The organism is Citrobacter sp. Cf118, assembly GCF_030334095.1.
Lineage (GTDB): Bacteria > Pseudomonadota > Gammaproteobacteria > Enterobacterales > Enterobacteriaceae > Citrobacter > Citrobacter freundii.
In genome coordinates this window covers 250,640-276,760 of the sequence record NZ_JAOWES010000089.1, presented here as the reverse complement: position 1 = coordinate 276,760, position 26,121 = coordinate 250,640, and the positions used below count along the sequence as shown (strand labels likewise).

Below are 26,121 nucleotides of genomic sequence, written 5' to 3'. Positions count from 1 at the left end.
TATATTAAATATAACTTTAAAAGGTGTGACCATGTTTTGTGTGCAATGTGAACAAACCATCCGTACTCCGGCAGGAAACGGCTGCTCTTACGCGCAGGGTATGTGCGGTAAAACGGCTGAAACCTCCGATTTGCAGGATCTGCTGATTGCTTCCCTACAAGGTCTGTCTGCATGGGCTGTTAAAGCACGTGAATACGGCATCATCGACCATGAGGTTGATAACTTTGCGCCGCGTGCGTTCTTCTCCACGCTGACTAACGTAAACTTCGATTCCCCGCGTATTGTTGGCTATGCCCGTGAAGCTATCGCCATGCGCGACGCCCTGAAAGCACAATGCCTGAACATCGACGCGAACGCAGCTGTCACCAACCCGATGGCCGATCTGCAACTGGTCAGCGACGATCTGGGCGACCTGCAACGTCAGGCCGCTGAATTCACCCCGAATAAAGACAAAGCGACCATCGGCGATAATATCCTCGGCCTGCGTCTGCTGTGTCTGTACGGCCTGAAAGGTGCGGCAGCTTACATGGAGCACGCCCACGTTCTTGGTCAGTACGACAACGATATCTATGCTCAGTACCACAAAATCATGGCGTGGCTGGGTACCTGGCCTTCCGATATGAACGCTCTGCTGGAGTGTTCAATGGAAATCGGCCAGATGAACTTCAAAGTGATGAGCATTCTGGACGCCGGTGAAACCACTAAATACGGTCACCCGACCCCGACTCAGGTCAACGTAAAAGCAACCGAAGGTAAGTGCATCCTGATCTCCGGTCACGACCTGAAAGATTTGTACAACCTGCTTGAGCAGACTGAAGGCACCGGTGTTAACGTTTATACCCACGGTGAAATGCTGCCAGCACACGGCTATCCGGAACTGCGTAAGTTCAAACACCTAATCGGTAACTACGGCAGCGGCTGGCAGAACCAGCAGGTTGAATTCGCCCGCTTCCCTGGCCCAATCGTGATGACTTCTAACTGCATCATCGACCCAACCGTTGGCGCCTACGACGACCGTATCTGGACCCGTAGCATCGTCGGCTGGCCGGGCGTGAGCCACCTTGAAGGTGACGATTTCGGTCCGGTTATCGCACAGGCGCAGCAGATGGCTGGCTTCCCGTACAGTGAAATTCCGCACCTGATCACCGTAGGTTTCGGTCGTCAGACCCTGCTGGGCGCTGCTGATACCCTGATCGACCTGGTGAGCCGCGAAAAACTGCGTCACATCTTCCTGGTTGGCGGTTGTGACGGCGCACGTGGTGAACGTAACTACTTCACCGACTTCGCCACCAGCGTACCAGACGACTGCCTGATTCTGACCCTTGCTTGCGGTAAATACCGTTTCAACAAACTGGAATTCGGCGATATCGAAGGTCTGCCGCGTCTGGTCGATGCCGGTCAGTGTAACGATGCCTACTCTGCCATTATCCTGGCGGTCACCCTGGCAGAGAAACTGGGCTGTGGCGTGAACGATCTGCCGCTGTCTCTGGTGCTCTCCTGGTTCGAACAGAAAGCGATTGTTATTCTGCTGACCCTGCTGTCTCTGGGCGTGAAAAACATCGTCACTGGCCCGACTGCGCCTGGTTTCTTCACACCGGATTTGCTGGCAATTCTCAACGAGAAATTTGGTCTGCGTTCCGTGACCACCGTTGAAGAAGACATGAAGCAACTGCTGAGCGCGTAAGGAGTAAAGAATGACAATGCCAACTCATCAGTGCCCATGGCGGATGCAGGTTCACCACATCCATCAGGAAACGCCGGATGTATGGACAATTTCGTTGCTGTGCCACGATTATTATCCTTACCGCGCCGGGCAGTATGCACTGGTCAGCGTACGTAATTCAGCGGATACGCTGCGTGCTTACACCATTTCCTCAACACCGGGCGTTAGCGAGTACATTACGTTGACCATCCGCCGGATTGACGATGGCGCAGGTTCACAGTGGCTAACCCGCGACGTGAAGCGCGGCGACTATATCTGGCTGTCCGATGCCATGGGTGAGTTCACCTGTGAAGATAAAGCGGAAGACAAGTTCCTGATGCTGGCCGCAGGCTGTGGCGTTACGCCAATCATGTCAATGCGTCGCTGGTTGGCAAAGTACCGCCCGCAAGCGGATGTACAGGTAATCTTTAACGTTCGCTCGCCGCAAGATGTCATTTTTGCCGACGAGTGGCGTGAATATCCGGTGACATTAGTTGCTGAAAACAATGCCACCGAAGGTTTTGTTTCTGGCCGACTGACTACCGAACTGCTGAAAAGCGTACCGGATCTGACCTCGCGTACAGTGATGACCTGTGGCCCGGCACCGTATATGGATCTGGTCGAGAAAGAAGTCAAAGCACTGGGTGTGACGCGCTTCTTTAAAGAGCAGTTCTTCACACCTGTTGCCGAAGCCGCCACCAGTGGTCTGAAGTTTACCAAGCTACAGCCGGCGAAAGAGTTCTATGCGCCGGTGGGCAGTACGCTGCTGGAAGCGCTGGAAAGCAACAAGGTTCCGGTTGTCGCCGCATGCCGTGCAGGCGTTTGCGGCTGCTGCAAAACCAAAGTGGTTGACGGTAACTACACGGTCAGCAGCACCATGACGCTGACCGACGCAGAAATCGCTGAAGGTTATGTGCTGGCCTGTTCCTGCCATCCGCAGGGTGATTTAGTGCTGGCGTAATTGGCCGGTATCTGATGTGCAAAAGGCTGCCTGGCTGTACCGGGTGGCCTTTTTTTATGCTCTCAGGCGCTGCAAAATTCTGATATTTTCACTCTACCCGGCAAAATACCTCCTTCCCCCCGTGAATTATCGACCACACTTACCCTTCGCAGATTAAGCATAATCCCCGACTACCACGTCGAACTTTCTACAAGGATCCCCATGAAAAAAGTGGCCATTGTCGGCGTCGGTCCCACCGGGATTTATACGTTTCATGCCCTGGTTGAGCGCGGTGAACCGCTGGAAATAGAGCTTTATGAGCAAGCTGAAGAGGCGGGCGTTGGCATGCCTTATAACAGCGACAACAACGCAGACTTCATGCTGGCAAATATAGCCAGCATAGAGATCCCACCGATTTATATCAGTTATCTGACGTGGCTACAGAATCAAAGTGATGACTATCTGGCGCAGTTTCGGATTGAACGTAATTCTTTGCATGAACGGCAATTTTTGCCCCGCGTGATCCTCGGTGACTATTATCGCGATCGTTTATTCGCTATCGTCGAGAAAGCGCGAGGCTCAGGCTTCACGATTAGCATAAACGAATTAAGCAAAGTCACCGACCTGCAAGCGACCCCGAATGGGGTCTCTCTGTGGATCAATCATGCTTTACAGCCTGTCGAGGTGGACTTCGCCGCTATCGCCACCGGTCATCTGTGGCCTGAAACGGATGTACAGACACGGAAGTTTTTCCCCAGCCCGTGGACCGGTCTGATGGACGTCCAGATTAGCGCTTGTCGGGTAGGAATTCTCGGCACCTCGCTCAGCGCGATTGACGCAGCGATGGCCGTGGCCTGCCAACACGGTGACTTCACCACCGGGGCTGATAACGCACTCCAGTTTATCTGTAAATCCGACAGCCAAAGCCTGAAGCTGACCCTAACGTCGCGCAGCGGTGTGCTGCCTGAAGCGGATTTTTACTGCCCTCTGCCCTATGAATCGTTGAATATCGCAACGCCTGAAGCAATTGAAGACGTCATTGTCCATGGGCAAAAAGGATTACTGGACCGCATTTTCCGGATTATTGTACAACAACTGCAAGATGCAGCCCCGCAATGGAGCCAAGAGATAGCACTTGAGACGCTCAACGCCGATACATTCCCCGAGGCCTACTTTGCCGACAGGCTTGAGCACGAACCTTTTGAATGGGCGAAGCGCAACCTGATTGAAGTTGAACGCAACAAACAGGAACAGCGTACCGTCGCGTGGCGCTATACCCTGCTGCGGCTACACGAGGTAATCGAAGAGATCGTCCCGCATCTTGATCCGCCTGATGAAAAGCGCTTTAAGCAAGGACTGGCGCGCGTGTTTATCGATAATTATGCGGCAATCCCGTCTGAATCAGTCCGCCGACTGCTGGCGCTGCACGACGCCGGGCTGATTGAGATCCTCACACTTGGTGCGGATTATGAGCGTACGAATGAGCAGGAAATGACGGTAATTTACCACCACGGTCGACGCAGCGAATTCGATGTGTTTATTGACGCCCGAGGGCAACGGGCATTGCAGAGCAAAGATATCCCTTTCCCAACGCTACGCCATCAACTGCTGGCCTGTGGCGATGAGATCCCGGACATCGGCGAAGATTACACGCTGCAAGCGCCGGAAAACGCCCGCAATCGCATCGCTTTTGGCGGGCTGCCGTGGTTGATGCACGATCGTCCGTTTATTCAGGGACTGGTTGTCAGTGCTGAAATAGGCGCCGCGATGGCAAGGGCATTGACGCAGCGAGCGCTGAGACGTCGGCACAAACTATGGAACAGTGATGACATATAGATTAGCGATAGATTGAACGACGAGGCGGGCAAACCGTTAGCGCCCCCCGCCTCGGTATTGACTCTCAAATGGTAACTATCGCCAGGCAGAATTTCCTGCAACGGAGTAACGCCCCGCCCCCAAAAACGCCACGGCCAGCGCACCGATGAAGAAATACACCAGACTTTCAATCGCCCATGCACCGGTTTTATCCAGTGTCCAGGTTTCGCCCATCCCGACCATCAGCCATGCCACAACCATCGTAAACGCCAGCCCCAACGCTGCCGGACGCGTCAGGATGCCTAGAATAATCAGACACGGCGCTACAACCTCTCCCAGCAGAACGCCGTACGCAATAAAGCCTGGGAAACCTTTCGCTATCAACATACCGCTGATGCCATCAATACCAGCAAACAGTTTATGCAGCCCATGAAACAGCATCAGCCCACCGACGGCAAGGCGTAACAAAAACTTGCCAAAATCTTCGTGAGTCAGTACCCGGTTAACTGTATTTAATAGTTTTATAACCATTTGAATTTATTCCTTGTTTCACCATGTCCAATAACAAACTACGCTTAATACAGATTAAATGAAACCTGCCGGAAATAAGGGGTAATGAGAAGCATAACGATTATCTTCATCTAAACTTGTAACCGGTATCACATTAGAGGAGAAGGAAAACCATGAAACAAACGGTTGCCGCTTTTATTGCTAAAACACTCGAACAAGCTGGCGTTAAACGTATTTGGGGTGTGACGGGAGACTCGCTCAATGGCCTTAGTGACAGTCTGAATCGTATGGGCACGATTGACTGGATGCCAACCCGCCATGAAGAGGTTGCCGCTTTTGCCGCAGGCGCAGAAGCCCAACTGACCGGTGAGCTGGCCGTCTGTGCCGGCTCATGTGGACCGGGAAACCTGCACCTGATTAACGGCCTGTTTGATTGCCACCGCAACCACGTTCCGGTACTGGCAATCGCCGCGCATATTCCATCCAGTGAGATAGGCAGTGGTTATTTTCAGGAGACCCACCCGCAAGAGTTGTTCCGTGAATGTAGCCACTATTGCGAGCTGGTCTCCAGCCCTGAGCAGATCCCCCAGGTGCTGGCTATAGCTATGCGTAAAGCGGTGCTCAACCGTGGCGTCTCCGTGGTGGTATTACCCGGCGACGTGGCGCTGAAGCCCGCCCCTGAAAGCGCCACCACGCACTGGTATCATGCGCCGCTCCCGGTAGTCACCCCGGAAGAGGAAGAGCTGAGAAAACTGGCGCAACTGCTGCGCTACTCCAGCAACATCGCCCTGATGTGCGGCAGCGGCTGCGCCGGTGCGCATAAAGAGCTGGTTGAGTTTGCGGCTAAAATCAAAGCCCCGATCGTGCACGCTCTGCGCGGGAAAGAGCATGTTGAGTACGATAACCCCTATGACGTGGGTATGACCGGGCTGATTGGCTTTTCATCCGGCTTCCATACCATGATGAATGCCGACACGCTGATCCTGCTCGGTACCCAGTTCCCCTATCGCCCGTTCTACCCCACCGACGCCAAAATTATTCAGATTGATATCAATCCGGCGAGTATTGGCGCGCACAGTAAAGTTGATATGGCGCTGGTAGGCGATATTAAATCCACGTTACGCGCCCTACTACCTTTGGTGGAAGAGAAAACCGAGCGGCAGTTCCTGGACAAAGCACTGGAGCACTACCGCGAGGCGCGCAAAGGGCTGGATGATTTAGCCAAACCCAGCGATAAAGCCATTCACCCGCAATATCTGGCGCAACAGATCAGCCACTTTGCCGCTGACGATGCCATCTTTACCTGCGACGTTGGCACGCCAACGGTGTGGGCAGCACGCTATCTGAAAATGAACGGCAAACGTCGCCTGCTCGGATCGTTTAACCACGGGTCGATGGCTAATGCCATGCCGCAGGCACTCGGCGCACAAGCGACCGAACCAGGACGTCAGGTTGTGGCAATGTGCGGTGACGGCGGCTTTAGCATGCTGATGGGCGATTTTCTGTCGGTGGTACAAATGAAGTTACCGGTGAAGATTATTGTCTTCAACAACAGCGTGCTGGGATTTGTGGCGATGGAGATGAAAGCTGGTGGTTATCTGACTGACGGCACCGAACTGCACGACACGAATTTCGCGCGGATTGCCGAGGCCTGTGGCATCACGGGCATTCGCGTGGAGAAATCTTCAGAGGTTGATGAGGCGCTGCAAAGGGCGATGTCAATTGACGGCCCGGTGCTGGTCGATGTGGTGGTGGCGAAAGAAGAGCTGGCGATCCCGCCGCAGATCAAACTCGAACAAGCCAAAGGTTTTAGCCTGTATATGCTGCGCGCAATCATCAGCGGACGCGGTGATGAAGTGATCGAACTGGCGAAAACGAACTGGCTCAGGTAAAACAGAGGGCATTACCTCACTTAAAAAGGAATGCCCGTGATTGATTTACGCAGTGATACCGTCACCCGACCCAGTCGCGCCATGCTCGAAGAGATGATGGCCGCCCCGGTCGGGGACGACGTCTACGGTGATGATCCTACCGTTAATGCCCTCCAGCAATACGCGGCCGAGCTTTCTGGCAAAGAAGCCGCCATTTTCTTACCTACCGGCACTCAGGCGAACCTGGTTGCACTGCTCAGCCATTGTCAGCGCGGCGAAGAGTATATCGCCGGTCAGGGCGCGCATAACTATCTCTACGAAGCGGGTGGCGCAGCGGTGCTCGGCAGCATTCAACCGCAACCCATCGATGCCGCGCCGGATGGCTCCCTGCCGCTGGACAAAGTGGCAGCAAAAATAAAAGCAGACGATATCCATTTTGCCCGCACCCGTCTGCTCAGTCTGGAAAACACGCATAACGGCAAAGTGCTGCCGCGCGAGTATCTGAAAGAGGCCTGGGAATTCACCCGGGAGCGCAATCTTGCCCTGCACGTCGACGGCGCGCGTATTTTTAACGCCATCGTCGCCTATGGCTGTGAGCTTAAAGATGTCACGCAATACTGCGACTCGTTCACCATTTGTCTTTCCAAAGGTCTGGGAACGCCGGTAGGCTCGCTGCTGGTCGGCAGCCACGAGTACATCAAGCGTGCCATTCGCTGGCGCAAAATGACCGGCGGCGGCATGCGCCAGGCGGGTATTTTGGCGGCGGCCGGACTGTATGCGCTGAAAAATAACGTGGCGCGTTTGCAGGAAGACCATGACAACGCCGCCTGGATGGCGGAGCAACTGCGCGAAGCAGGGGCGGACGTCATGCGCCACGACACCAACATGCTGTTTGTTCGCGTTGGCGAAGAGCACGCGGCCGCGCTGGGTGAATATATGAAAGCGCAGGGTGTGCTGATTAACGCCTCCCCGATTGTGCGCCTGGTGATGCATCTGGACGTATCACGTGAACAACTTGCTGAAGTCGTCGCCCACTGGCGCGCTTTTTTAACCCAATAAGGAGATGGGCGTGCCGCAACGGATTTTGGTTCTTGGCGCCAGTGGCTACATTGGTCAGCATTTGGTACAGGCGCTCAGTCAGCAAGGGCATCAGGTGTTGGCTGCGGCACGTCGCATTGAACGGCTGGAAAAGCAGCAACTGGCCAACGTCAGTTGCCATAAAGTCGATTTGAATTGGCCAGATAACCTCACCCCGCTGCTGGCGGGTGTTGATACGGTTTATTACCTGGTCCATGGCATGGGTGAAGGCGGTGATTTTATCGCCCACGAACGTCAGGTGGCGATGAACGTCCGCGATGCACTGCGTAATACACCGGTCAAACAGCTTATTTTCCTGAGCTCATTACAGGCTCCCCGGCATGAACAATCCGATCATCTGCGTGCGCGACAGATAACCGCAGATACTCTGCGTGAATCAGGCGTGCCAATGACGGAATTGCGTGCGGGCATTATCGTGGGGGCAGGTTCCGCTGCCTTTGAAGTGATGCGCGACATGGTCTACAACCTGCCCGTACTCACCCCTCCGCGCTGGGTGCGCTCACGAACCACACCCATCGCGCTGGAGAATTTGATGTACTACCTGGTGGCGTTGTTGGATCATCCCACGCAACATCACCGCGTACTCGAAGCAGCCGGCCCGCAGGTGTTGAGCTATCAGGAACAGTTCGAGCATTTTATGGCGGTCAGCGGTAAACATCGCCTGCTCATCCCCATCCCCTTCCCTACCCGCTGGATTTCGGTCTGGTTTTTAAACGTCATTACGTCAGTGCCGCCAACCACGGCCAAAGCGCTGATCCAGGGCTTAAAACACGACCTGCTGGCAGATGACACCGAACTACGTGCGCTGATCCCGCAAAAGCTGATTGCCTTTGATGACGCGGTGCGCAGTACGTTGAAGGAAGAAGAGAAGCTGGTCAACTCCAGCGACTGGGGTTACGACGCACAGGCGTTTGCCCGCTGGCGTCCAGAATATGGCTATTTCGCCAAACAAGCTGGCTTTAGCGTTGAAACCTCCGCCAGTAAAAAAGCACTGTGGCAGGTAGTGAATCGACTCGGCGGCAAAGAAGGCTATTTCTTTGGCAATATTCTATGGAAGACGCGCGCGGCGTTGGACCTGCTGGTCGGCCATAAGCTGGCAAAAGGTCGTCCCGAACACCCACTATTGCAAGTTGGCGACACCGTTGATAGCTGGAAAGTCATCATCGTTGAGCCGGAGAAACAGCTGACGCTGCTGTTTGGGATGAAAGCGCCGGGATTGGGTCGCCTGAGCTTCACACTGGAAGATAAAGGCGATCATCGACGCATTGATGTACGCGCCTGGTGGCATCCACACGGTATGCCTGGCCTCTTCTACTGGCTGTTGATGATCCCCGCCCACCTGTTCATTTTCAGGGGGATGGCGAAGCGTATAGCCAAACTTGCAGAACAAATCACAGACTAATGATAAAAAGAGCCTGTATTCTTTCATGTTTCCCATTGCATACAGGCGTATTTCACGGAAGAATGCGCACGACGTTTTTTAAACACAGTGGATTGATATGAAGGTACTGGTTACCGGAGCCACCAGCGGCTTGGGCCGAAACGCGGTTGAGTTTTTATGCAGCAAAGGCGTCAGCGTCAGAGCCACCGGTCGCAACGAAGCGATGGGCAAGCTGCTGGAGAAAATGGGCGCAGAGTTTGTGCATGCGGATTTGACCGAGCTGGTTTCTTCGCAAGCAAAAGTGATGCTTGCCGGCATCGACACGCTGTGGCACTGCTCCAGTTTTACCTCACCGTGGGGAACTCAGGAAGCCTTCGATCTGGCCAACGTTCGCGCAACTCGCCGTCTGGGCGAGTGGGCCGTGGCCTGGGGCGTTCGCAACTTCATTCATATCTCCTCGCCGTCGCTCTATTTTGATTATCACCACCATCGCGATATCAAAGAGGACTTTCGCCCGCACCGCTTCGCCAATGAATTTGCCCGCAGCAAAGCAGCTGGCGAAGACGTGATCGCGTTGCTGGCGCAGGCCAACCCGCAGACGCGTTTTACGGTATTGCGTCCGCAAAGCCTGTTCGGACCACACGATAAGGTCTTTATCCCGCGCCTGGCCCATATGATGTACCACTATGGCAGCATCCTGTTGCCGCACGGCGGAAGTGCGCTGGTAGATATGACCTACTACGAAAATGCAGTGCACGCGATGTGGCTGGCAAGTCAGCAAGCCTGCGATAAGCTGCCGTCAGGTCGCGCGTACAACATTACCAACGGCGAGCATCGCACTCTGCGCAGCATTGTGCAGAAGCTCATCGACGAGCTGAATATTGATTGTCGGATCCGCTCCGTTCCCTACCCGATGCTGGACATGATTGCCCGCAGCATGGAGCGTTTAGGCAATAAATCGGCAAAAGAGCCAAAGCTGACGCATTACGGCGTCTCGAAGCTAAATTTTGATTTTACGCTGGATACTACCCGCGCTCAGGAAGAGTTGGGTTATCAGCCCATTGTGACGCTGGATGCAGGGATTGAACGTACCGCGGCCTGGCTGCGCGACCACGGTAAGCTGCCGCGTTAACCATTGCCGGATGGCGGCGCAAGCGCCTTATCCGGCCTACAAAATCCAGCCTAAATTAGCCGTAGGCCTGATAAGCGAAGCACCATCAGGCATTGGTATTCTGCGTTAACCCTGCCCGTATTTTTCCAGTAACGCTTCGGCAATCGCCTGAGTTTCTGCATCCGCCACGCCGTTCCACAGCGTCGGGCGGAAGTGCATCTGGAAGGCCATAATCACCCGCTGCTGTTCGCGCGGCGTCATATCAGATTTTATCTCATAGCCGTAACGCGACAGCAGATCGAGTAAAGATTCGGTTGCTACCGGCGTATGAGGCGCTCGTCCGGCAAGATAAAATGCTACGCGCTGAGTGTCCGGCCACGCGCCAATTCCCTGTTCGGCCAGCACTTTCCATGGGAAAAGCGGTCCAGGATCGTCCTTACGTTGCGGCGCGATGTCCGCATGGGCTACCACGTTCTGCGGTTTTATGTCGTAGCGGGCGATAATATCTTTCGCCAATGGGATCAGCGCTTGAATCTGCGCGGGCTCAAACGGCGCAAAATATTTTATCCCTGCCGATTTTTGCCAGCCGCGGTTTTCCAGCTCAATGCCAATTGAGGTATCGTTAATACGCGTAGCGCCACGCCAGAAGCTAATCCCCGCATGCCAGGCCAGATCTTTTTCCGGCACCAGTTGCCAGATACGAGGTTTGCCGTGGTAGAGCGGCGGCACAGCCGGGATCAAATAGTGCGAGCTGACGTTTTTATCGGTCAGCGTAGCCAGAGAAGAGTCAAAATCATCGGCCGTGTAATGGATAACCAGCACTTTAATGCGTGGATAAGCAGCCTGTGCCTGACGGCGGGTATCTAACTGATACCCGTCTTTGTCGACAATCCCTTTTTCGCCAGCACATCCCACCAGCAACAGCGTAAATGCCAGCAGACACAACAGACGCTTCATCGGCGAGTTTTCACCGCGGTACCGCTGACGCTCACCATCAGCATACTGCCGTCTTTGCCCACGGTTTCGTAATCAATATCAATACCGACCACCGCATCAGCACCCAGCGCTTTGGCCTGTTCGCCCAGCTCCTGGAAAGCAATTTCACGCGCTTTACGCAGCTCTTTTTCATACGCGCCGGAGCGACCGCCGACAATATCGCGAATGCCGGCGAAAAAATCGCGGAAAATATTCGCGCCTAAAATGGCTTCGCCAGTCACAACACCGCAGTATTCCACGATGCTCTGCCCTTCCAGCGTAGGGGTAGTCGAAAACTGCATGGTTAATCTCCTTTTTGCGCTAAGAGCACGATCTCAAAAGCATTATCGAACCGATCCACTATCATTGAAAGGATATATTCTATCAACGTAGAACACTAATAGTAGAAAGCTAATAAGGAAATCATTATGCGCTACTCGAAACTCTCTCTGCTGGTTCCATTTGCACTACTTCTCAGCGCCTGTACGACCGTGACGCCGGTCTATAAAGATAACGGCACGCGTAGCGGTTCATGCGTAGAAGGCGGGCCAGACAGCGTGGCTCAACAATTCTATGATTACCGTATTCAGCATCGAAACAATGATCTTACCCCACTTCGTCCATACCTTAGCGACAACCTGGCTAAACTGCTGAACGATGCCAGTCGCGATAACGCACACCGCGACCTGTTTAACAGTGATCCGTTCTCCAGCCGCGCCACACTTCCGGACAGTGCCAGCGTCGCCAGCGCATCGACTATTCCGAATAGTGATGCACGCAACATTCCGCTACGCGTAGAGCTGAAACAGGGTGACCAGAGTTGGCGTGATGAAGTGCTGATGATCCGCGAAGGCCAGTGCTGGGTCGTTGATGATGTACGCTATCTGGGCGGCAGCGTACACGCGCCAGCCGGGACGTTGCGCCAGTCTGTCGAAAACCGTTAATCGCGCCATTTACTCGCCCAAATCATAACCCCCATTAATTGTCTGGCATTCTGCATAGAATGCCGACAATTATTCTTGCCCACTGGTGGCCTCGCTATTTTGTGCTATGTTTAGAGAAGAATGCGGTTTGCATTTAACTTTTAACGCATAAATATTGCATAACTATTCTGTCAAAGGTAGTATCTGCGGCTTCAATAGCTATCAGACTGCCAGTATCGAGTGTCAATGAGTATTCAATTAAACGGCATTAACTGCTTCTACGGCGCACATCAGGCGCTGTTCGATATCACGCTGGATTGCCCTCAGGGTGAAACACTGGTGTTACTTGGCCCAAGTGGAGCCGGGAAAAGCTCGCTACTGCGCGTACTCAACCTGCTTGAGATGCCGCGCTCGGGCACGCTCTCTATTGCTGGTAACCGTTTCGACTTCACGAAAACCCCGTCAGATAAAGCCATTCGGGATCTGCGTCAAAACGTGGGCATGGTCTTCCAGCAATATAATCTTTGGCCGCATCTCACGGTGGTGCAGAACCTGATTGAAGCGCCCTGCCGCGTACTGGGGCTGACGAAAGAGCAAGCGATGGCGCGTGCCGAGAAACTGCTGGAACGACTGCGTCTGAAGCCGTACAGCGATCGCTATCCACTGCATCTGTCCGGCGGCCAGCAGCAGCGTGTGGCCATTGCCCGCGCGTTGATGATGGAACCACAGGTGCTGCTGTTTGATGAGCCTACCGCAGCGCTTGACCCGGAAATCACCGCCCAAATCGTCAGCATCATTCGTGAGCTGGCAGAAACCAATATTACTCAGGTGATCGTCACCCACGAAGTGGAAGTTGCTCGTAAAACGGCCAGTCGCGTGGTGTACATGGAAAACGGTCATATCGTCGAGTTTGGGGATGCGAGCTGCTTTGCCAACCCGCAAACCGAAGCGTTTAAAAACTATCTTTCTCACTAAGATTCGGGACAATACAATGAAAAAAGTTCTGATTGCCGCGCTAATCGCAGGTTTTAGCCTTTCCGCTACCGCAGCCCAAACCATTCGTTTCGCCACCGAAGCGTCTTATCCTCCGTTTGAATCGATCGATGCTAACAACAAGATCGTAGGGTTTGACGTTGATCTGGCGAATGCGCTGTGTAAAGAGATTGACGCTACCTGTACCTTCACCAATCAGGCCTTCGACAGCCTGATCCCGAGCCTGAAATTCCGTCGTTTTGACGCGGTGATGGCCGGTATGGACATCACGCCTGAGCGTGAAAAACAGGTTCTGTTCACCACCCCTTACTACGACAACTCTGCGCTGTTTGTTGGCCAACAGGGTAAATACACCAGCATTGATCAGCTGAAAGGCAAAAAAGTCGGCGTTCAAAACGGGACGACGCACCAGAAATTCATCATGGATAAACATCCGGAAGTGACTACCGTACCGTATGACAGCTATCAGAATGCCAAACTCGATCTGCAAAACGGTCGTATTGACGGCGTCTTTGGTGATACCGCAGTAGTGACAGAGTGGCTGAAAGACAATCCAAAACTGGCCGCGGTTGGCGACAAAGTCACTGATAAAGATTACTTCGGTACCGGTCTGGGCATCGCTGTGCGCCAGGGCAATACCGAGCTGCAGCAGAAATTTAACGCTGCGCTGGAAAAAGTGAAGAAAGATGGGACTTACGAGACCATCTACAACAAATGGTTCCAGAAGTAATATTTGATGAATGAATTTTTTCCTTTAGCAAGCGCCGCCGGGATGACCGTCGGCCTTGCCGTTTGTGCGCTGATCATTGGCCTTGCGCTCGCCATGTTTTTTGCCGTCTGGGAGTCAGTAAAATGGCGCCCGGTGGCATGGGCGGGCTCGGCCCTGGTCACCATCCTGCGCGGTCTGCCAGAAATTCTGGTGGTTCTGTTTATCTATTTCGGCTCCTCACAACTGCTGCTGACGCTGGCCGATGGCTTTACGATCAATCTCGGGTTTGTACAAATCCCGGTTCAGATGCAGATCGAAAACTTCGACGTCAGCCCGTTCCTGTGCGGTGTCATTGCACTGTCATTGCTGTATGCCGCTTACGCGTCGCAAACGCTGCGTGGCGCGCTGAAGGCCGTGCCACTCGGGCAATGGGAGTCAGGTCAGGCGTTAGGTTTGTCTAAAGCCGCGATCTTCTTTCGTCTGGTGATGCCGCAGATGTGGCGTCATGCCTTACCGGGACTGGGTAACCAGTGGCTGGTATTGCTGAAAGATACCGCGCTGGTCAGCCTTATCAGCGTGAACGATCTGATGCTGCAAACCAAGAGCATCGCTACCCGTACCCAGGAGCCGTTTACCTGGTACATTGTGGCGGCCGCTATTTACCTGGTGATTACGCTGGTGAGTCAGTACATTCTCAAACGCATTGACCTGCGCGCGACACGTTTTGAGCGGAGACCAGGCTGATGCTTGAGTATTTACCTGAATTGTTGAAAGGGCTGCATACAAGCCTGACGCTGACGGTCGCCTCCATCGTGGTTGCTCTGGTACTGGCGCTGATCTTCACCGTCATCCTGACGCTGAAAACGCCGGTACTGGTGTGGCTGGTTCGCGCTTATATCACGCTGTTTACCGGTACACCGCTGCTGGTGCAAATCTTCCTGATCTACTACGGACCAGGACAGTTTCCGGCATTGCAAGAATATCCGGTACTGTGGCATCTGCTCTCTGAACCCTGGTTATGCGCCTTAATTGCGCTGTCGTTAAACAGTGCTGCCTACACTACGCAACTGTTCTACGGCGCTATCCGTGCAATCCCGGAAGGCCAGTGGCAGTCCTGCGGTGCATTGGGGATGAGCAAAAAGGATACGCTGGCGATTCTGTTGCCGTACGCCTTTAAACGCGCCCTCTCCTCATATTCCAACGAAGTGGTGCTGGTATTTAAAAGTACCTCACTGGCTTACACCATCACCCTGATGGAAGTCATGGGTTATAGCCAGCTGCTGTACGGCCGTACTTATGACGTTATGGTATTCGGTGCTGCGGGTGTGATTTACCTGATCGTCAACGGCTTGCTGACGCTGATGATGCGCTTAATCGAACGTAAAGCGCTGGCGTTTGAACATCGGGATTAAATCGGTATTTGTGCCTTTGTAGGTCGGATAAGGTCTAACACCGCCATCTGAAAAATGTGCATAAGCAAAAAATACAAAGACGGACAACAACCTAAATTGTCCGTCTTTTTTTATGCCATTAAAAATATTTAATCATTTTTATTGCATACAAATTCATTAAATGGCATTGTTAATCCACGCCGCAGACACGGTAAATAATCATAAGATTGACAGACGGGAGTTCCACCATGAAAAAGTTAGTACTGGCCGCATTACTTGCTACTTTCGCCGCTGGCGCCTCAGCTGCTGATAAAATTAGTTTCGGTGTATCAGCCACGTATCCGCCATTTGAATCACTGGACGCCAGCAATAAAATTGTCGGTTTTGACATCGACCTGGCAACGGCGCTGTGCAAACAAATGCAGGCAGAATGTACTTTCACCAATCACGCTTTCGATAGCCTGATCCCCGCGCTGAAATTCAAGAAATATGATGCGGTTATTTCCGGAATGGATATCACACCTGAGCGTAGCAAGCAGGTTGCGTTTACTCAGCCTTACTATGCCAACTCCGCGCTGGTGATTGCGAAAAAAGACACCTATAAAACCTTTGCCGACCTGAAAGGTAAGCGCATCGGTATGGAAAACGGCACCACCCATCAGAAATACCTGCAGGATAAACATCCTGAGGTGAAAACCGTGGCCTACGATAGCTATCAGAATGCGATTATCGACCTGAAAAATGGCCGTATTGATGGCGTATTTGGCGATACTGCTGTGGTTAACGAGTGGCTGAAAACCAACCCGCAGTTAGGCGTAGCCACTGACAAAGTAACCGACCCGCAATACTTCGGTACTGGCCTTGGCATCGCGGTTCGCCCGGATAACAAAGCCCTGCTGGAAAAACTGAACAGCGCGCTGGCGGCAATCAAAGCTGACGGCACGTACCAGAAAATCAGCGATCAGTGGTTCCCGCAGTAACGTCTGCCCAATCTGAAAAGCCGCGCTCTGCGGCTTTTTTTATCTCTTCGCCTGCGCTTTCAGTCAGTTCTTACGCCATAAACACTTTCCTGGCATACACTTGTTAAAACGAAAAAAAGTGAGGCAAACGGATGATAGCGTTCCCTGCCAGTTTACTGATCCTCAATGGAAAAAGTGCTGATAATCTCCCCCTGCGTGATGCCATTGCGAAGCTTCGCGATGAAGGCGTGGAAATCCATGTTCGCGTGACCTGGGAAAAAGGCGATGCCCAACGCTACGTTGATGAAGCTCGTCAGCTAGGCGTTGAAACGGTGATTGCCGGCGGCGGCGACGGCACCATCAACGAAGTTTCGACGGCGCTGATCCAGTCGCAGGGCGACAATATTCCGGCGCTGGGTATTTTACCGTTGGGAACGGCAAATGATTTTGCCACCAGCGTGGGGATACCCGACGACCTCGATAAGGCGTTAAAGCTGGCTATCGCCGCAAATGCGACAGCGATCGATATGGTGCAGGTCAATGATAAAACCTGTTTTATCAACATGGCGACCGGCGGCTTCGGCACACGTATCACTACCGAAACGCCGGAAAAACTCAAAGCTGCGTTGGGTGGCGTATCATACTTTATCCACGGATTAATGCGCATGGATACGCTCAAACCCGACGTCTGCGATATTCGTGGGGAAGATTTTCACTGGCAGGGTAAGGCGCTGGTGATTGGTATCGGTAATGGTCGTCAGGCAGGAGGCGGGCAACAGCTTTGCCCAACGGCGCTGATCAACGATGGTCTGTTGCAACTGCGCATTTTTACCGGCGAAGAACTGTTGCCAGGGCTGCTTTCGGCGTTAACGCAATCCGAAGACAACCCTAACATCATCGAGGGCGCATCATCGTGGTTTGATATCCGCGCCCCACACGAAATTACCTTTAATCTTGACGGCGAACCGCTCAGCGGACAGGAGTTTCATATTGAAATCCTGCCTGAGGCGTTACGTTGCAGACTGCCGCCGGGTTGTCCACTGTTGCGCTAACACAACGACACCCCGGCTGTAATCAGGCGATGGTAACTTTGCTGTCCAGATAAACATCCTGCACGGCGTTAATCAGCTTAACGCCGTCGGCCATGGTTTTCTTGAATGCTTTGCGTCCAAGAATCAGCCCCATGCCGCCTGCTCGTTTGTTAATCACCGCCGTACGTACCGCATCACTGAGATCAGTTTCGCCGCCAGCCGCGCCGCCGGAGTTAATTAACCCGGCGCGCCCCATATAACAGTTCGCCAGTTGATAACGTACCAGGTCAATTGGATTCTCGCTGGTCAACTTGGTGTAGACGCGATCGTCGGTGTAGCCAAAATTAACCGCTTTATACCCACCGTTATTTTCCGCCATTTTCTGCTTAACGATATCCGCTCCGATAGTGGCAGCCAGATGGTTAGCCTGTCCGGTAAGATCGGCAGAAACATGGTAATCCACGCCATCTTTTTTAAACGCGGAGTTACGCAGATACGCCCACAACACGGTAACCATACCCAGCTCATGGGCACGCTCAAATGCGGCCGAAATCTCCTCAATCTGGCGACGGGACTCTTCTGAACCGAAATAGATGGTTGCCCCTACCGCAACCGCGCCCATATTGAACGCCTGCTCTACGCTGGCATACAGCGTCTGGTCGAACGTATTCGGATAGCTGAGCGTTTCGTTGTGGTTAATTTTAACGAGGAACGGAATGCGGTGCGCGTAGCGGCGGGAGACAGAAGCCAGCACGCCATAGGTCGATGCCACGCAGTTGCACCCTGCTTCGATAGCCAGCTCCACAATATTCTTCGGATCAAAGTACAGCGGGTTAGCCGCAAATGATGCCCCAGCGGAGTGCTCTACCCCCTGGTCCACCGGTAGAATCGACAGATACCCTGTCCCGGCCAGTCGCCCCGTGTTATACAGCGTCTGCATGTTACGCAGCACGGCAGGCGGCCGATTGTTATCCACCATCACACGGTCGACGTAATCATGTCCAGGCAGGTAAAGTTGATCAGAAGGAATGGTCATACAACGATGCTGTAAAAGGTTGTCGGCGTCTTTGCCAAGCAACTGCGCAATATCAGTCATAGCTATGCTCCCGTAATTTCCGATTTGAAACCGGAATGTGGATTGTCCTGACCCGACTTTTTGCGGGCAGCATTAAGCCTGGTACCGACTGCGCTTTTTTTCCATCTTTAGCGCACTTTTCAGCAACTTCTGCTGGCTCGATTCAGGAAGAAATAATGTTAAGGCGGTCAAATTTAGACCTCAAAGGTATTTTAAAGGTATTGCATGATGGTACTATCAATGCGTACCTTACCTGTCATGAAGGATTTAAAGATGAAAACTACAGTTAAGCTGTCGTTCATGATGTTTGTAGAGTGGTTTATCTGGGGCGCCTGGTTTGTACCGCTGTGGCTGTGGCTGAGTAAAAGCGGCTTTAGCGCCGGGGAGATCGGCTGGTCCTACGCTTGTACCGCGATCGCCGCGATCCTGTCGCCCATTCTGGTCGGTTCAATCACTGACCGCTTTTTCTCCGCGCAAAAAGTGCTGGCGGTGTTGATGTTCGTCGGCGCTATTCTGATGTACTTCGCCGCCCAGCAAACCACCTTCAGCGGATTCTTCCCGCTGTTACTGGCCTATTCGTTGACCTATATGCCGACGATTGCGCTGACTAACAGTATTGCTTTTGCCAACGTACCGGACGTTGAGCGTGATTTCCCGCGCATCCGAGTGATGGGAACCATCGGCTGGATTGCCTCTGGTTTGGCCTGTGGTTTCTTACCGCAAATGCTTGGCTATAGCGACATTTCACCCACCAATATTCCCCTGCTGATCACTGCCGGAAGCTCTGCACTGTTGGGCGTCTTTGCGTTCTTCTTACCGGATACGCCACCAAAAAGTACCGGTAAAATGGATTTCAAAGTCATGCTGGGTCTGGATGCGCTGATCCTGCTGCGCGATAAAAATTTCCTCGTCTTTTTCTTTTGTTCTTTCCTGTTTGCGATGCCACTGGCGTTCTATTACATCTTCGCCAACGGCTACCTGACAGAAGTCGGAATGAAAAACGCCACCGGCTGGATGACGCTGGGCCAGTTCTCTGAAATCTTCTTTATGCTGGCACTACCGTTTTTCACCAAACGCTTTGGCATTAAAAAGGTATTATTGCTTGGTCTTATTACTGCGGCGATCCGCTACGGATTTTTCGTTTACGGTGGTGCGGAAGAATATTTCACTTACGCCCTGCTGTTTCTCGGCATTCTGCTGCACGGTGTCAGTTACGACTTCTATTACGTCACGGCCTACATCTATGTCGATAAAAAAGCGCCGGTTCACATGCGCACCGCAGCGCAAGGGCTTATCACCCTCTGCTGTCAGGGATTCGGCAGCCTGCTCGGTTACCGTCTGGGCGGCGTGATGATGGAAAAAATGTTTGCTTACCAGGAACCGGTTAATGGTCTCACCTTTAACTGGGCTGGCATGTGGGGATTTGGCGCGGTCATGATTGCCGTCATTGCCGTGATGTTTATGATTTTCTTTCGCGAATCTGACAAAGAAATCACCGCCATTAAGGTGGACGATCGCGATGTAGCGTTGAAACAAGGGGAAGTAAAATGAAAGCAGAACGTATTCTCGGTGCTCTTTATGGGCAGGCGTTAGGGGATGCGATGGGCATGCCGTCGGAACTGTGGCCAAGAACCCGGGTTAAAGCCCATTTCGGTTGGATCGACAGTTTTTTGCCTGGTCCGGCGGAAAATAATGCTGCCTGCTACTTTAACCAGGCAGAGTTTACTGATGACACGTCTATGGCGTTGTGTCTGGCAGATGCCCTGCTTGAGTGCGACGGCGAGATTGTACCCGACGTTATCGGTCGCAATATTCTGGCCTGGGCAGAGCGTTTTGATGCCTTTAATAAAAACGTGCTCGGCCCGACCTCAAAAATTGCGCTCAAAGCCATTCGCGACGGCAAACCTGTCGCCGAACTGGAGAATAATGGCGTGACCAACGGTGCGGCAATGCGCGTTTCGCCACTGGGATGCCTGCTACCCGCCCGCAATCTTGATGCCTTTATCGATGATGTGGCATTGGCCTCCAGCCCGACGCATAAATCGGATCTGGCTATCGCGGGAGCCGTTGTCGTCGCGTGGGCGGTATCTCGCGCCATCGACGGAGGAACATGGTCGGAGATTGTCGATGCGCTGCCTGCCATTGCCCTTCACGCGCAGCAAAAGCGGATCACTACCTTTAGCGCCTCTCTCTCTGCACGCCTTGAGATGGCGCTGAAAATCGTCCGTGATGCCGACGGCATTGAGTCTGCCAGCGAACAGCTGTATCAGGTGGTGGGAGCCGGAACCAGTACGATTGAGTCCGTGCCTTGCGCCATCGCGATGGTCGAACTGGCGCAGACCGATCCCAACCGCTGCGCCATTCTGTGCGCGAACCTCGGCGGCGATACCGATACCATCGGAGCGATGGCTACCGCCATTTGTGGCGCGCTCCATGGCGTAAGTGCGATTAATCCGGTATTAAAACATGAACTGGATGCGGTTAATCAGCTGGACTTTACCCGCTACGCCAGTGGGTTAATGCGACTGCGTGAGCAGCGGGAGGCGCTATGAGCAATACGCATCTGCAACAACTTCTCTCGCAGTTACGTACACAGCGGCCAGTAACGGTGGTGGGTGCAGCGGTGATTGATGTCATTGCCGATGCGTATGCCCTTCCCTGGCGAGGCTGTGACATCGAACTCAAACAGCAAGGCGTGAACGTTGGCGGCTGCGCACTCAATATTGCCGTAGCGCTCAAGCGCTTAGGTATCGACGCCAGTAATGCGTTACCGCTGGGTCAGGGGGTGTGGGCCGACATTATCCGCAATCGGATGGCAAAAGAGGGGCTGCACAGTCTGATCGACAACGCCGAAGGCGATAACGGCTGGTGTCTGGCGCTGGTGGAGCCGGATGGCGAACGTACCTTTATGTCCTTTAGCGGCGTTGAGAATCAGTGGAATGCCGCCTGGCTGGCACAGCTGGATATCCCGCGTCATAGCCTGGTGTATCTCTCGGGTTATCAGCTAGCGTCCCCGTGCGGTGAATTGCTGGTGCAGTGGCTGGAAGGTCTGGAAGAGGTGACACCGTTTATCGATTTTGGCCCGCGCATCGGCGACATTCCCGAGCCCTTACTGGTACGAATTATGGCCTGCCGTCCGCTGGTGTCACTTAATCGTCAGGAGGCGGAAATTGCTGCCGAGCGATTTGCATTGAGTCAGGATGTGGAAGGTTTTGGCGCAGAATGGGTGCAGCGTTTCACCGCACCGGTGGTCGTGCGTCACGATAAAGACGGCGCATGGTATTTCAGCGCACAGACATCCGGCTGCGTACCGGCATTTGCAACGGCGGTCATTGATACTATCGGCGCAGGAGACAGCCACGCCGGTGGCATGCTGGCCGGACTAGCGTCTGGCTGGACGCTGGCCGACTCAGTGCTGTTAGGTAACGCGGTGGCGTCCTGGGTAGTTGGGCATCGTGGCGGCGATTGCGCCCCATCACGCGAGGCGCTACTCCTCGCACACAAAAACGTATAGATCGCTACGACAGTAACTGATGCTGTATTCAATAGGCCGTTGCTGCTGGTCAAGCGCTACCTGCTTGATCACCAGTACCGGCACTTTACTATCCATTTGAATGTGCGCCTGGAACTCTGCATCCGGCATTCTGGCGCTGACGCGTGAGCGCGTACGCTGCGGGAAAATATGCTGGCTACGAAAATAGTCATACAGAGAAACACCAATGGCATCCACGTCATGAATTAGATGTGCGGGTACCCAAGACTCTTCAATAGATACTGCGTCTTCGTCAACGTAACGAATGCGTTTGAGCAGAAAGACATCACTTCCTGTGACAACAGCCAACTGCTGTGCCACCTCTTCCGGGCAAGGTACAATTCTTTTGTTAACCCACAACGTATCCGGTTTTTTACCACGCAACACCACCTGCTGAGAAAAACCGCGCGCTTCTTTGAGCGAATACTCGAAGATATTGTTGATTTGCGTTCCGTAACCGCGGGCACGTGTTACTACACCTTCTTCTTCCAGGGCCTGCATCGCCTTGCGTACCGTAATCCGAGAAACGCCGGTCAACTGGCTGAGGTCGCGCTCGCCGGGCAGGATATTGCCGTGTTCCAGGATCCCACTGCGCACAGCATTCTTCACCGTCTGCGCAAATTTCATATACAGCGGCGTGTTATCCGCCGCTGAAATACGTTCATTCAGTTGTGCGATAAGCTGGGTATGCGCTTGTTCCATTTATCTTTTCCCTGGCCGCCGTTTCTGCAGCCAGTATACCCATTACCACCACGCGTGAAAATGATGCACCGGACCAATTCCCTCGCCAACTTCCAGCGTGTCTGCCTGTGCCAGCGCCGCTGAAAGCCACAGTTTGGCTTCCTGTACGGTATCGGCCCAGTTGTTATGGCGCGGACGCAAGGCTGCCAACGCCGCCGATAGCGTACAACCGGTGCCATGGGTATTTTTGGTCATCACCCTCGGCGCGGTAAAACGCTGCTCGCCGTCGCGAGTAAAGAGCCAGTCCGGGCTTTGCGCGTCATCCAGATGACCGCCCTTCATCAACACCGCCTCGCAACCCAGCGCCCGTAGCGCTCTTCCCTGCTCTAACATCTCCTGCTCAGTCTGCGCATGCGATGCCCCGAGCAGTGCAGCTGCTTCGGGTAAATTAGGGGTGATAATCGAAACCTGTGGCAGCAAACGGGTACGCAGCGTTTCTACCGCCGAGGGTGACAGCAACGGATCGCCACTTTTCGCCAACATCACCGTGTCCAGCACCACATTTTGTACCCGATGGCGACGCAAACGTTCGGCGACCGCTTCAACAATATCCGTCTCCGCCAACATACCAATTTTTGTGGTGTCGATACGCACATCACTCAACACAGAGTCCAGTTGCGCAGCGACAAAGTCAGGTTCAATACGATACACCGACTGCACCCCGCGCGTATTTTGCGCCACCAACGCCGTAATAACTGAACAGCCGTATGCGCCCAGCGCCGAGAAGGTTTTTAAATCGGCCTGAATACCCGCGCCACCGCTTGGATCGGTTCCGGCGATCGTTAATGCGTTAATCCGTTTCATGCTTACTCCTGGGCGTTCAGGTTATAGAGGGCGTCGAGAAATGCCGGGACAAAGCTGCCCGGTCCGTTTGATTGCTCGGTGGCGATTTGCCCGGCCTGTTTCATCCAGCTACAGGCGGAGGCGACGTTATCAAGTCGGTCACCATGCAAGGCACAACTGGCTGCAACAACCGCTGATAGCGCGCATCCGGTGCCCACCACGCGAGTCATTAACGGGTCGCCGCCGTCCACGCAAACGGTACGCTGACCATCGGTGACGTAATCCACTTCGCCGGTAACCACGACAATGGTCCCAATCTGACGAGCCAGCGCCTGCGCTGCCGGAAGCGCAGCGACAGCTGTATCGGTTGTATCCACGCCGCGTCCCCCACCGTTCATGCCGGCCAGAGCAAGTATTTCCGAAGCGTTGCCACGAATAGCAGCAGGCTGTAGCGACAGTAAATCCAGACAAAAGCGGCGGCGAAACTCAAGCGCGCCTACGGCAACGGGATCGAGCGTCCACGGGGTTTTAGCATGATAAGCCCGCTCAACGGCGGCGCGCATCGCCGTGGCCCGCTCCTGAGTTAAGGTACCGACATTAACCAGCAATGCACTGGCAATAGCGGCGAATTGGCTGGCTTCTTCAGGTTCGATCACCATCGCCGGCGATGCGCCCAGCGCCAGTAGTGTATTGGCAGTAAAGCTTTGCACGACCTCATTGGTCATACAGTGTGTGAGCGGGGATAGGGTTCTAAATTGGTGCAAAGTGTGAGCCGCGAGCGCGCGGCTGTGCAGGTCAGGCTGCATGGTTCAGCTCCTGCCCGCGCGAAGAAGGGACACGGGCAGTGTCAGACTTCCCTACGCTGGCATTATCCAGATCAGGTGGTACGGGTATTTCTCAGCCTTCACAAGGAAGGGCACCCCGAGTCGTTGAAACACAAACGTAATATGCTGGTTTCAGTAACAGGATACTGCCTGTGCTTAGCGATGTAAATTGGCGTACTACCCGCCCTCACAGTGAAACTACTGGTCAAGGTTGCTGCAATTCTGTACTTTCATTTACACTTTTTACGAAATGACTGGAGTGATCACAAAATAGTCCTTGTCAGACATCCGGTATGCCAGGAATGATACATGACTGATTTTGATGACCCGAAGAGGTAGAGAGGATGGGTATGAAGAATAAAATGTTGCTGGGTGCACTTCTGCTTGCAAGCAGCGTCGTCTGGGCCGCGCCAACCGCAACAGCTGCCCCCACCGGTATCGATAAGTATGAACTGAGCAGCTTTATTGCTGACTTCACCCATTTCAAACCCGGTGACAAGGTTCCACCACTGTATCTCACCGAAGAATACACCATTAAACAGTGGAATCTACGCAATCTGCCCGCGCCGACGGCAGGCACCCACTGGACCTACATGGGCGGCGCGTATGTGCTGGTCAATGATGCCGATGCTAAGATCATTAAAGCCTACGATGGCGAGATTTTTTATCACCGCTAATCGAATAAAAACACGTACTTTCAGCAAGAAAGTACGTGAGATAACCACCAATCAATTAGTCGTAAGATACCGCAAAGGTCACTTTACTTTGTACGTCACCAGGCTGTAGTGATTCTCCTGTTACGCGAACATATTTCGCAGTGATGGGAAAAGTGTAACTACTTTTGATTTCAGTCAGTTTAGCTATTTTGTTCATCAGCGTATCCCCCAATTTCAACGGCGATGTCGCACTGCCGTTAAAAATCTGGAAACCCACTCCCTTTGCGCCATTCATTACGGTATTTTTCAGTATCGTTCCACTGCTATCCCAGTCGCCGCGTACCACTTTAAAACTCACTGGATTGGTAGTGACGTTATTGATGCTTTCGCATTTCAGTTCCAGTTCTGTGGAACCAGATTTAGTATTGTTTGCGCTTAACATTTCTTTTAGCGTCGTATTCGGCATCTTAATTTCGTATGTCGACTGGGAGAAACGACAGGTTGTTGGTTTGTGCTTGACGGTAAATGTAATATTTTGTGCGTAAGTGTTTTTACCACTCAGTTTACCTGTCAACCAACACCATAGCCACGCCCCAAGACTCTTCCGACATGAATTATCAGCTAAAATATTTATTGCCGGACGCCCCAAATTTATCGTATTACCACTAGATATCGTTAAATCAGCACTGCCAGGTGTTATATATGAAACTTCAAGAATAAATGGTTTTGAGTTAAACGCCTCTTGTGTTGTATATGATTTTGAGGCAATTACCCCTCCCCCATTACCCGTCGCAACAGGAAATTCAGTGTTTTCGAGCATGTTAAACTTTAGAAAAATAGATTTATTCGCACCGGGTTCCTTCAATTCTATGACATAGTTTTGAAATGGCGTCGTATAATCCATAAAATCTGTATTTTCATTACATGAAAAAGTATCGTTTAGGTTTGTGTTTATTACAAGACGAACAGGAGAACCCACCGTTACTGTCGTCATGTCCAGCTCTATCGTTTGTTGTGCTGATGTATTCGAACCTAAGGTACATTTAGCCTGCACCAAGAAAGGAAGCAAACATAAAATTAAAACCCAATATTTTTTCATAA

General features: G+C 53.0%; 26 protein-coding genes and 1 riboswitch. Of the genes, 18 read left to right on the top strand and 8 right to left on the bottom strand.

Annotated elements, in window-relative coordinates; all coding sequences use genetic code 11:
- Positions 1 to 31: 31 nt before the first annotated feature.
- The 3 genes from hcp (at position 32) to OGX67_RS24950 (ending at position 4,478) form a co-directional block, all read left to right on the top strand.
- Complete coding sequence (gene hcp / locus OGX67_RS24960) at positions 32 to 1,684, top strand: hydroxylamine reductase (RefSeq protein ID WP_286527767.1); 1,653 nt, start codon at positions 32 to 34, stop codon at positions 1,682 to 1,684.
- Between the two features lie 10 nt (positions 1,685 to 1,694).
- Positions 1,695 to 2,663, top strand: coding sequence for an NADH oxidoreductase (gene hcr / locus OGX67_RS24955; RefSeq protein WP_003027256.1), 969 nt, complete (start codon positions 1,695 to 1,697; stop codon positions 2,661 to 2,663).
- A 201-nt stretch (positions 2,664 to 2,864) separates the two neighbouring features.
- Positions 2,865 to 4,478, top strand: coding sequence for an FAD-NAD(P)-binding protein (locus OGX67_RS24950; RefSeq protein WP_057063600.1), 1,614 nt, complete (start codon positions 2,865 to 2,867; stop codon positions 4,476 to 4,478).
- A gap of 75 nt (positions 4,479 to 4,553) precedes the next feature.
- Here the strand turns inward: OGX67_RS24950 and OGX67_RS24945 are convergent, their stop codons facing one another.
- Positions 4,554 to 4,988 (bottom strand): DoxX family protein, encoded by a 435-nt coding sequence (locus OGX67_RS24945; RefSeq protein ID WP_003027261.1) that lies wholly within the window; start codon positions 4,986 to 4,988, stop codon positions 4,554 to 4,556.
- Between the two features lie 152 nt (positions 4,989 to 5,140).
- On the opposite strand from OGX67_RS24945, the gene poxB reads away from it, so the two are divergent.
- The 4 genes from poxB (at position 5,141) to OGX67_RS24925 (ending at position 10,449) form a co-directional block, all read left to right on the top strand.
- Positions 5,141 to 6,859 (top strand): ubiquinone-dependent pyruvate dehydrogenase, encoded by a 1,719-nt coding sequence (gene poxB, locus OGX67_RS24940; protein ID WP_003027264.1) that lies wholly within the window; start codon positions 5,141 to 5,143, stop codon positions 6,857 to 6,859.
- A gap of 36 nt (positions 6,860 to 6,895) precedes the next feature.
- Positions 6,896 to 7,897 carry a low-specificity L-threonine aldolase gene (ltaE, locus tag OGX67_RS24935; protein WP_016150626.1) on the top strand — a complete coding sequence of 334 codons (1,002 nt, stop codon included), beginning with the start codon at positions 6,896 to 6,898 and terminating at the stop codon, positions 7,895 to 7,897.
- 10 nt (positions 7,898 to 7,907) lie between these two features.
- The gene (locus OGX67_RS24930) at positions 7,908 to 9,338 is read left to right on the top strand and encodes an SDR family oxidoreductase (RefSeq protein WP_086550845.1); all 1,431 of its coding nucleotides are present in this window, start codon (positions 7,908 to 7,910) and stop codon (positions 9,336 to 9,338) included.
- A gap of 97 nt (positions 9,339 to 9,435) precedes the next feature.
- Positions 9,436 to 10,449 (top strand): 3-beta-hydroxysteroid dehydrogenase, encoded by a 1,014-nt coding sequence (locus OGX67_RS24925; protein WP_003840192.1) that lies wholly within the window; start codon positions 9,436 to 9,438, stop codon positions 10,447 to 10,449.
- Between the two features lie 105 nt (positions 10,450 to 10,554).
- On the opposite strand, the gene OGX67_RS24920 is transcribed toward OGX67_RS24925, so the two are convergent.
- Both OGX67_RS24920 and OGX67_RS24915 read right to left on the bottom strand, forming a co-directional pair.
- On the bottom strand, positions 10,555 to 11,385 hold the full coding sequence (locus tag OGX67_RS24920) for an N-acetylmuramoyl-L-alanine amidase (RefSeq protein WP_003027275.1): 831 nt from the start codon (positions 11,383 to 11,385) through the stop codon (positions 10,555 to 10,557).
- Positions 11,382 to 11,705 carry a heavy metal-binding domain-containing protein gene (locus OGX67_RS24915; RefSeq protein ID WP_001160725.1) on the bottom strand — a complete coding sequence of 108 codons (324 nt, stop codon included), beginning with the start codon at positions 11,703 to 11,705 and terminating at the stop codon, positions 11,382 to 11,384. Before OGX67_RS24915 ends, OGX67_RS24920 begins: the two co-directional genes overlap by 4 nt.
- A gap of 126 nt (positions 11,706 to 11,831) precedes the next feature.
- On the opposite strand from OGX67_RS24915, the gene OGX67_RS24910 reads away from it, so the two are divergent.
- From OGX67_RS24910 to yegS, 7 genes are all read left to right on the top strand, one after another.
- Positions 11,832 to 12,347: a lipoprotein gene (locus tag OGX67_RS24910; RefSeq protein WP_048217339.1), complete on the top strand. Its 516-nt coding sequence runs from the start codon at positions 11,832 to 11,834 to the stop codon at positions 12,345 to 12,347.
- Between the two features lie 225 nt (positions 12,348 to 12,572).
- Positions 12,573 to 13,301, top strand: coding sequence for an arginine ABC transporter ATP-binding protein ArtP (gene artP / locus OGX67_RS24905; protein WP_003027295.1), 729 nt, complete (start codon positions 12,573 to 12,575; stop codon positions 13,299 to 13,301).
- Positions 13,302 to 13,317: 16 nt separating this feature from the next.
- Positions 13,318 to 14,049, top strand: a complete 732-nt coding sequence (gene artI / locus OGX67_RS24900) for an arginine ABC transporter substrate-binding protein ArtI (protein WP_003027298.1) — start codon at positions 13,318 to 13,320, stop codon at positions 14,047 to 14,049.
- A 6-nt stretch (positions 14,050 to 14,055) separates the two neighbouring features.
- Positions 14,056 to 14,772 carry an arginine ABC transporter permease ArtQ gene (gene artQ, locus OGX67_RS24895; protein ID WP_003027301.1) on the top strand — a complete coding sequence of 239 codons (717 nt, stop codon included), beginning with the start codon at positions 14,056 to 14,058 and terminating at the stop codon, positions 14,770 to 14,772.
- A complete protein-coding gene (artM, locus tag OGX67_RS24890) occupies positions 14,772 to 15,440 on the top strand; it encodes an arginine ABC transporter permease ArtM (protein WP_213354792.1) in 669 nt (222 codons plus the stop codon). Before artQ ends, artM begins: the two co-directional genes overlap by 1 nt.
- Before the next feature lie 227 nt (positions 15,441 to 15,667).
- On the top strand, positions 15,668 to 16,399 hold the full coding sequence (gene artJ / locus OGX67_RS24885; protein ID WP_003027308.1) for an arginine ABC transporter substrate-binding protein ArtJ: 732 nt from the start codon (positions 15,668 to 15,670) through the stop codon (positions 16,397 to 16,399).
- Positions 16,400 to 16,530: 131 nt separating this feature from the next.
- Positions 16,531 to 17,430 carry a lipid kinase YegS gene (yegS, locus tag OGX67_RS24880; RefSeq protein WP_003027310.1) on the top strand — a complete coding sequence of 300 codons (900 nt, stop codon included), beginning with the start codon at positions 16,531 to 16,533 and terminating at the stop codon, positions 17,428 to 17,430.
- A gap of 22 nt (positions 17,431 to 17,452) precedes the next feature.
- Here yegS and fbaB read toward each other — a convergent pair whose 3' ends face one another.
- Positions 17,453 to 18,505 (bottom strand): class I fructose-bisphosphate aldolase, encoded by a 1,053-nt coding sequence (fbaB, locus tag OGX67_RS24875; RefSeq protein ID WP_003027312.1) that lies wholly within the window; start codon positions 18,503 to 18,505, stop codon positions 17,453 to 17,455.
- A gap of 252 nt (positions 18,506 to 18,757) precedes the next feature.
- On the opposite strand from fbaB, the gene OGX67_RS24870 reads away from it, so the two are divergent.
- Genes OGX67_RS24870 through OGX67_RS24860 form a run of 3 tightly spaced genes read left to right on the top strand, consistent with a single transcriptional unit; the run spans position 18,758 to position 21,998 of the window.
- Complete coding sequence (locus tag OGX67_RS24870) at positions 18,758 to 20,035, top strand: nucleoside permease (protein ID WP_003027315.1); 1,278 nt, start codon at positions 18,758 to 18,760, stop codon at positions 20,033 to 20,035.
- Positions 20,032 to 21,036, top strand: coding sequence for an ADP-ribosylglycohydrolase family protein (locus OGX67_RS24865; RefSeq protein WP_071697508.1), 1,005 nt, complete (start codon positions 20,032 to 20,034; stop codon positions 21,034 to 21,036). The genes OGX67_RS24870 and OGX67_RS24865 overlap by 4 nt, the downstream gene beginning before the upstream one ends.
- Positions 21,033 to 21,998, top strand: a complete 966-nt coding sequence (locus OGX67_RS24860) for a PfkB family carbohydrate kinase (protein WP_071697507.1) — start codon at positions 21,033 to 21,035, stop codon at positions 21,996 to 21,998. Before OGX67_RS24865 ends, OGX67_RS24860 begins: the two co-directional genes overlap by 4 nt.
- Here the strand turns inward: OGX67_RS24860 and OGX67_RS24855 are convergent.
- From OGX67_RS24855 to thiM, 3 genes are read right to left on the bottom strand one after another with little or no spacing between them, the layout of a single operon-like run.
- Positions 21,972 to 22,718, bottom strand: a complete 747-nt coding sequence (locus OGX67_RS24855) for a GntR family transcriptional regulator (protein WP_003027325.1) — start codon at positions 22,716 to 22,718, stop codon at positions 21,972 to 21,974. The genes OGX67_RS24860 and OGX67_RS24855 overlap by 27 nt on opposite strands.
- 42 nt (positions 22,719 to 22,760) lie before the next feature.
- A complete protein-coding gene (gene thiD, locus OGX67_RS24850; RefSeq protein ID WP_003844369.1) occupies positions 22,761 to 23,561 on the bottom strand; it encodes a bifunctional hydroxymethylpyrimidine kinase/phosphomethylpyrimidine kinase in 801 nt (266 codons plus the stop codon).
- 2 nt (positions 23,562 to 23,563) lie between these two features.
- On the bottom strand, positions 23,564 to 24,346 hold the full coding sequence (gene thiM / locus OGX67_RS24845) for a hydroxyethylthiazole kinase (protein ID WP_071697506.1): 783 nt from the start codon (positions 24,344 to 24,346) through the stop codon (positions 23,564 to 23,566).
- Positions 24,347 to 24,377: 31 nt separating this feature from the next.
- Positions 24,378 to 24,474, bottom strand: a riboswitch (TPP riboswitch).
- A gap of 234 nt (positions 24,475 to 24,708) precedes the next feature.
- Between thiM and OGX67_RS24840 the strand changes: the two genes are divergently transcribed.
- A complete protein-coding gene (locus OGX67_RS24840) occupies positions 24,709 to 25,041 on the top strand; it encodes an RcnB family protein (RefSeq protein ID WP_016150637.1) in 333 nt (110 codons plus the stop codon).
- A gap of 55 nt (positions 25,042 to 25,096) precedes the next feature.
- Here OGX67_RS24840 and OGX67_RS24835 read toward each other — a convergent pair whose 3' ends face one another.
- Positions 25,097 to 26,119 carry a fimbrial protein gene (locus OGX67_RS24835; RefSeq protein WP_071697505.1) on the bottom strand — a complete coding sequence of 341 codons (1,023 nt, stop codon included), beginning with the start codon at positions 26,117 to 26,119 and terminating at the stop codon, positions 25,097 to 25,099.
- Positions 26,120 to 26,121 lie beyond the last annotated feature (2 nt).

Bases quoted from the DNA above. Each gene is read 5' to 3' on its own strand.
- hcp (WP_286527767.1), top strand. From the start codon at position 32: ATGTTTTGTGTGCAATGTGAACAAACCATCCGTACTCCGGCAGGAAAC.
- hcr (WP_003027256.1), top strand. From the start codon at position 1,695: ATGACAATGCCAACTCATCAGTGCCCATGGCGGATGCAGGTTCACCAC.
- OGX67_RS24950 (WP_057063600.1), top strand. From the start codon at position 2,865: ATGAAAAAAGTGGCCATTGTCGGCGTCGGTCCCACCGGGATTTATACG.
- OGX67_RS24945 (WP_003027261.1), bottom strand. From the start codon at position 4,988: ATGGTTATAAAACTATTAAATACAGTTAACCGGGTACTGACTCACGAA.
- poxB (WP_003027264.1), top strand. From the start codon at position 5,141: ATGAAACAAACGGTTGCCGCTTTTATTGCTAAAACACTCGAACAAGCT.
- OGX67_RS24925 (WP_003840192.1), top strand. From the start codon at position 9,436: ATGAAGGTACTGGTTACCGGAGCCACCAGCGGCTTGGGCCGAAACGCG.
- OGX67_RS24920 (WP_003027275.1), bottom strand. From the start codon at position 11,385: ATGAAGCGTCTGTTGTGTCTGCTGGCATTTACGCTGTTGCTGGTGGGA.
- OGX67_RS24915 (WP_001160725.1), bottom strand. From the start codon at position 11,705: ATGCAGTTTTCGACTACCCCTACGCTGGAAGGGCAGAGCATCGTGGAA.
- OGX67_RS24910 (WP_048217339.1), top strand. From the start codon at position 11,832: ATGCGCTACTCGAAACTCTCTCTGCTGGTTCCATTTGCACTACTTCTC.
- artP (WP_003027295.1), top strand. From the start codon at position 12,573: ATGAGTATTCAATTAAACGGCATTAACTGCTTCTACGGCGCACATCAG.
- artI (WP_003027298.1), top strand. From the start codon at position 13,318: ATGAAAAAAGTTCTGATTGCCGCGCTAATCGCAGGTTTTAGCCTTTCC.
- artQ (WP_003027301.1), top strand. From the start codon at position 14,056: ATGAATGAATTTTTTCCTTTAGCAAGCGCCGCCGGGATGACCGTCGGC.
- artM (WP_213354792.1), top strand. From the start codon at position 14,772: ATGCTTGAGTATTTACCTGAATTGTTGAAAGGGCTGCATACAAGCCTG.
- artJ (WP_003027308.1), top strand. From the start codon at position 15,668: ATGAAAAAGTTAGTACTGGCCGCATTACTTGCTACTTTCGCCGCTGGC.
- yegS (WP_003027310.1), top strand. From the start codon at position 16,531: ATGATAGCGTTCCCTGCCAGTTTACTGATCCTCAATGGAAAAAGTGCT.
- fbaB (WP_003027312.1), bottom strand. From the start codon at position 18,505: ATGACTGATATTGCGCAGTTGCTTGGCAAAGACGCCGACAACCTTTTA.
- OGX67_RS24870 (WP_003027315.1), top strand. From the start codon at position 18,758: ATGAAAACTACAGTTAAGCTGTCGTTCATGATGTTTGTAGAGTGGTTT.
- OGX67_RS24865 (WP_071697508.1), top strand. From the start codon at position 20,032: ATGAAAGCAGAACGTATTCTCGGTGCTCTTTATGGGCAGGCGTTAGGG.
- OGX67_RS24860 (WP_071697507.1), top strand. From the start codon at position 21,033: ATGAGCAATACGCATCTGCAACAACTTCTCTCGCAGTTACGTACACAG.
- OGX67_RS24855 (WP_003027325.1), bottom strand. From the start codon at position 22,718: ATGGAACAAGCGCATACCCAGCTTATCGCACAACTGAATGAACGTATT.
- thiD (WP_003844369.1), bottom strand. From the start codon at position 23,561: ATGAAACGGATTAACGCATTAACGATCGCCGGAACCGATCCAAGCGGT.
- thiM (WP_071697506.1), bottom strand. From the start codon at position 24,346: ATGCAGCCTGACCTGCACAGCCGCGCGCTCGCGGCTCACACTTTGCAC.
- OGX67_RS24840 (WP_016150637.1), top strand. From the start codon at position 24,709: ATGGGTATGAAGAATAAAATGTTGCTGGGTGCACTTCTGCTTGCAAGC.
- OGX67_RS24835 (WP_071697505.1), bottom strand. From the start codon at position 26,119: ATGAAAAAATATTGGGTTTTAATTTTATGTTTGCTTCCTTTCTTGGTG.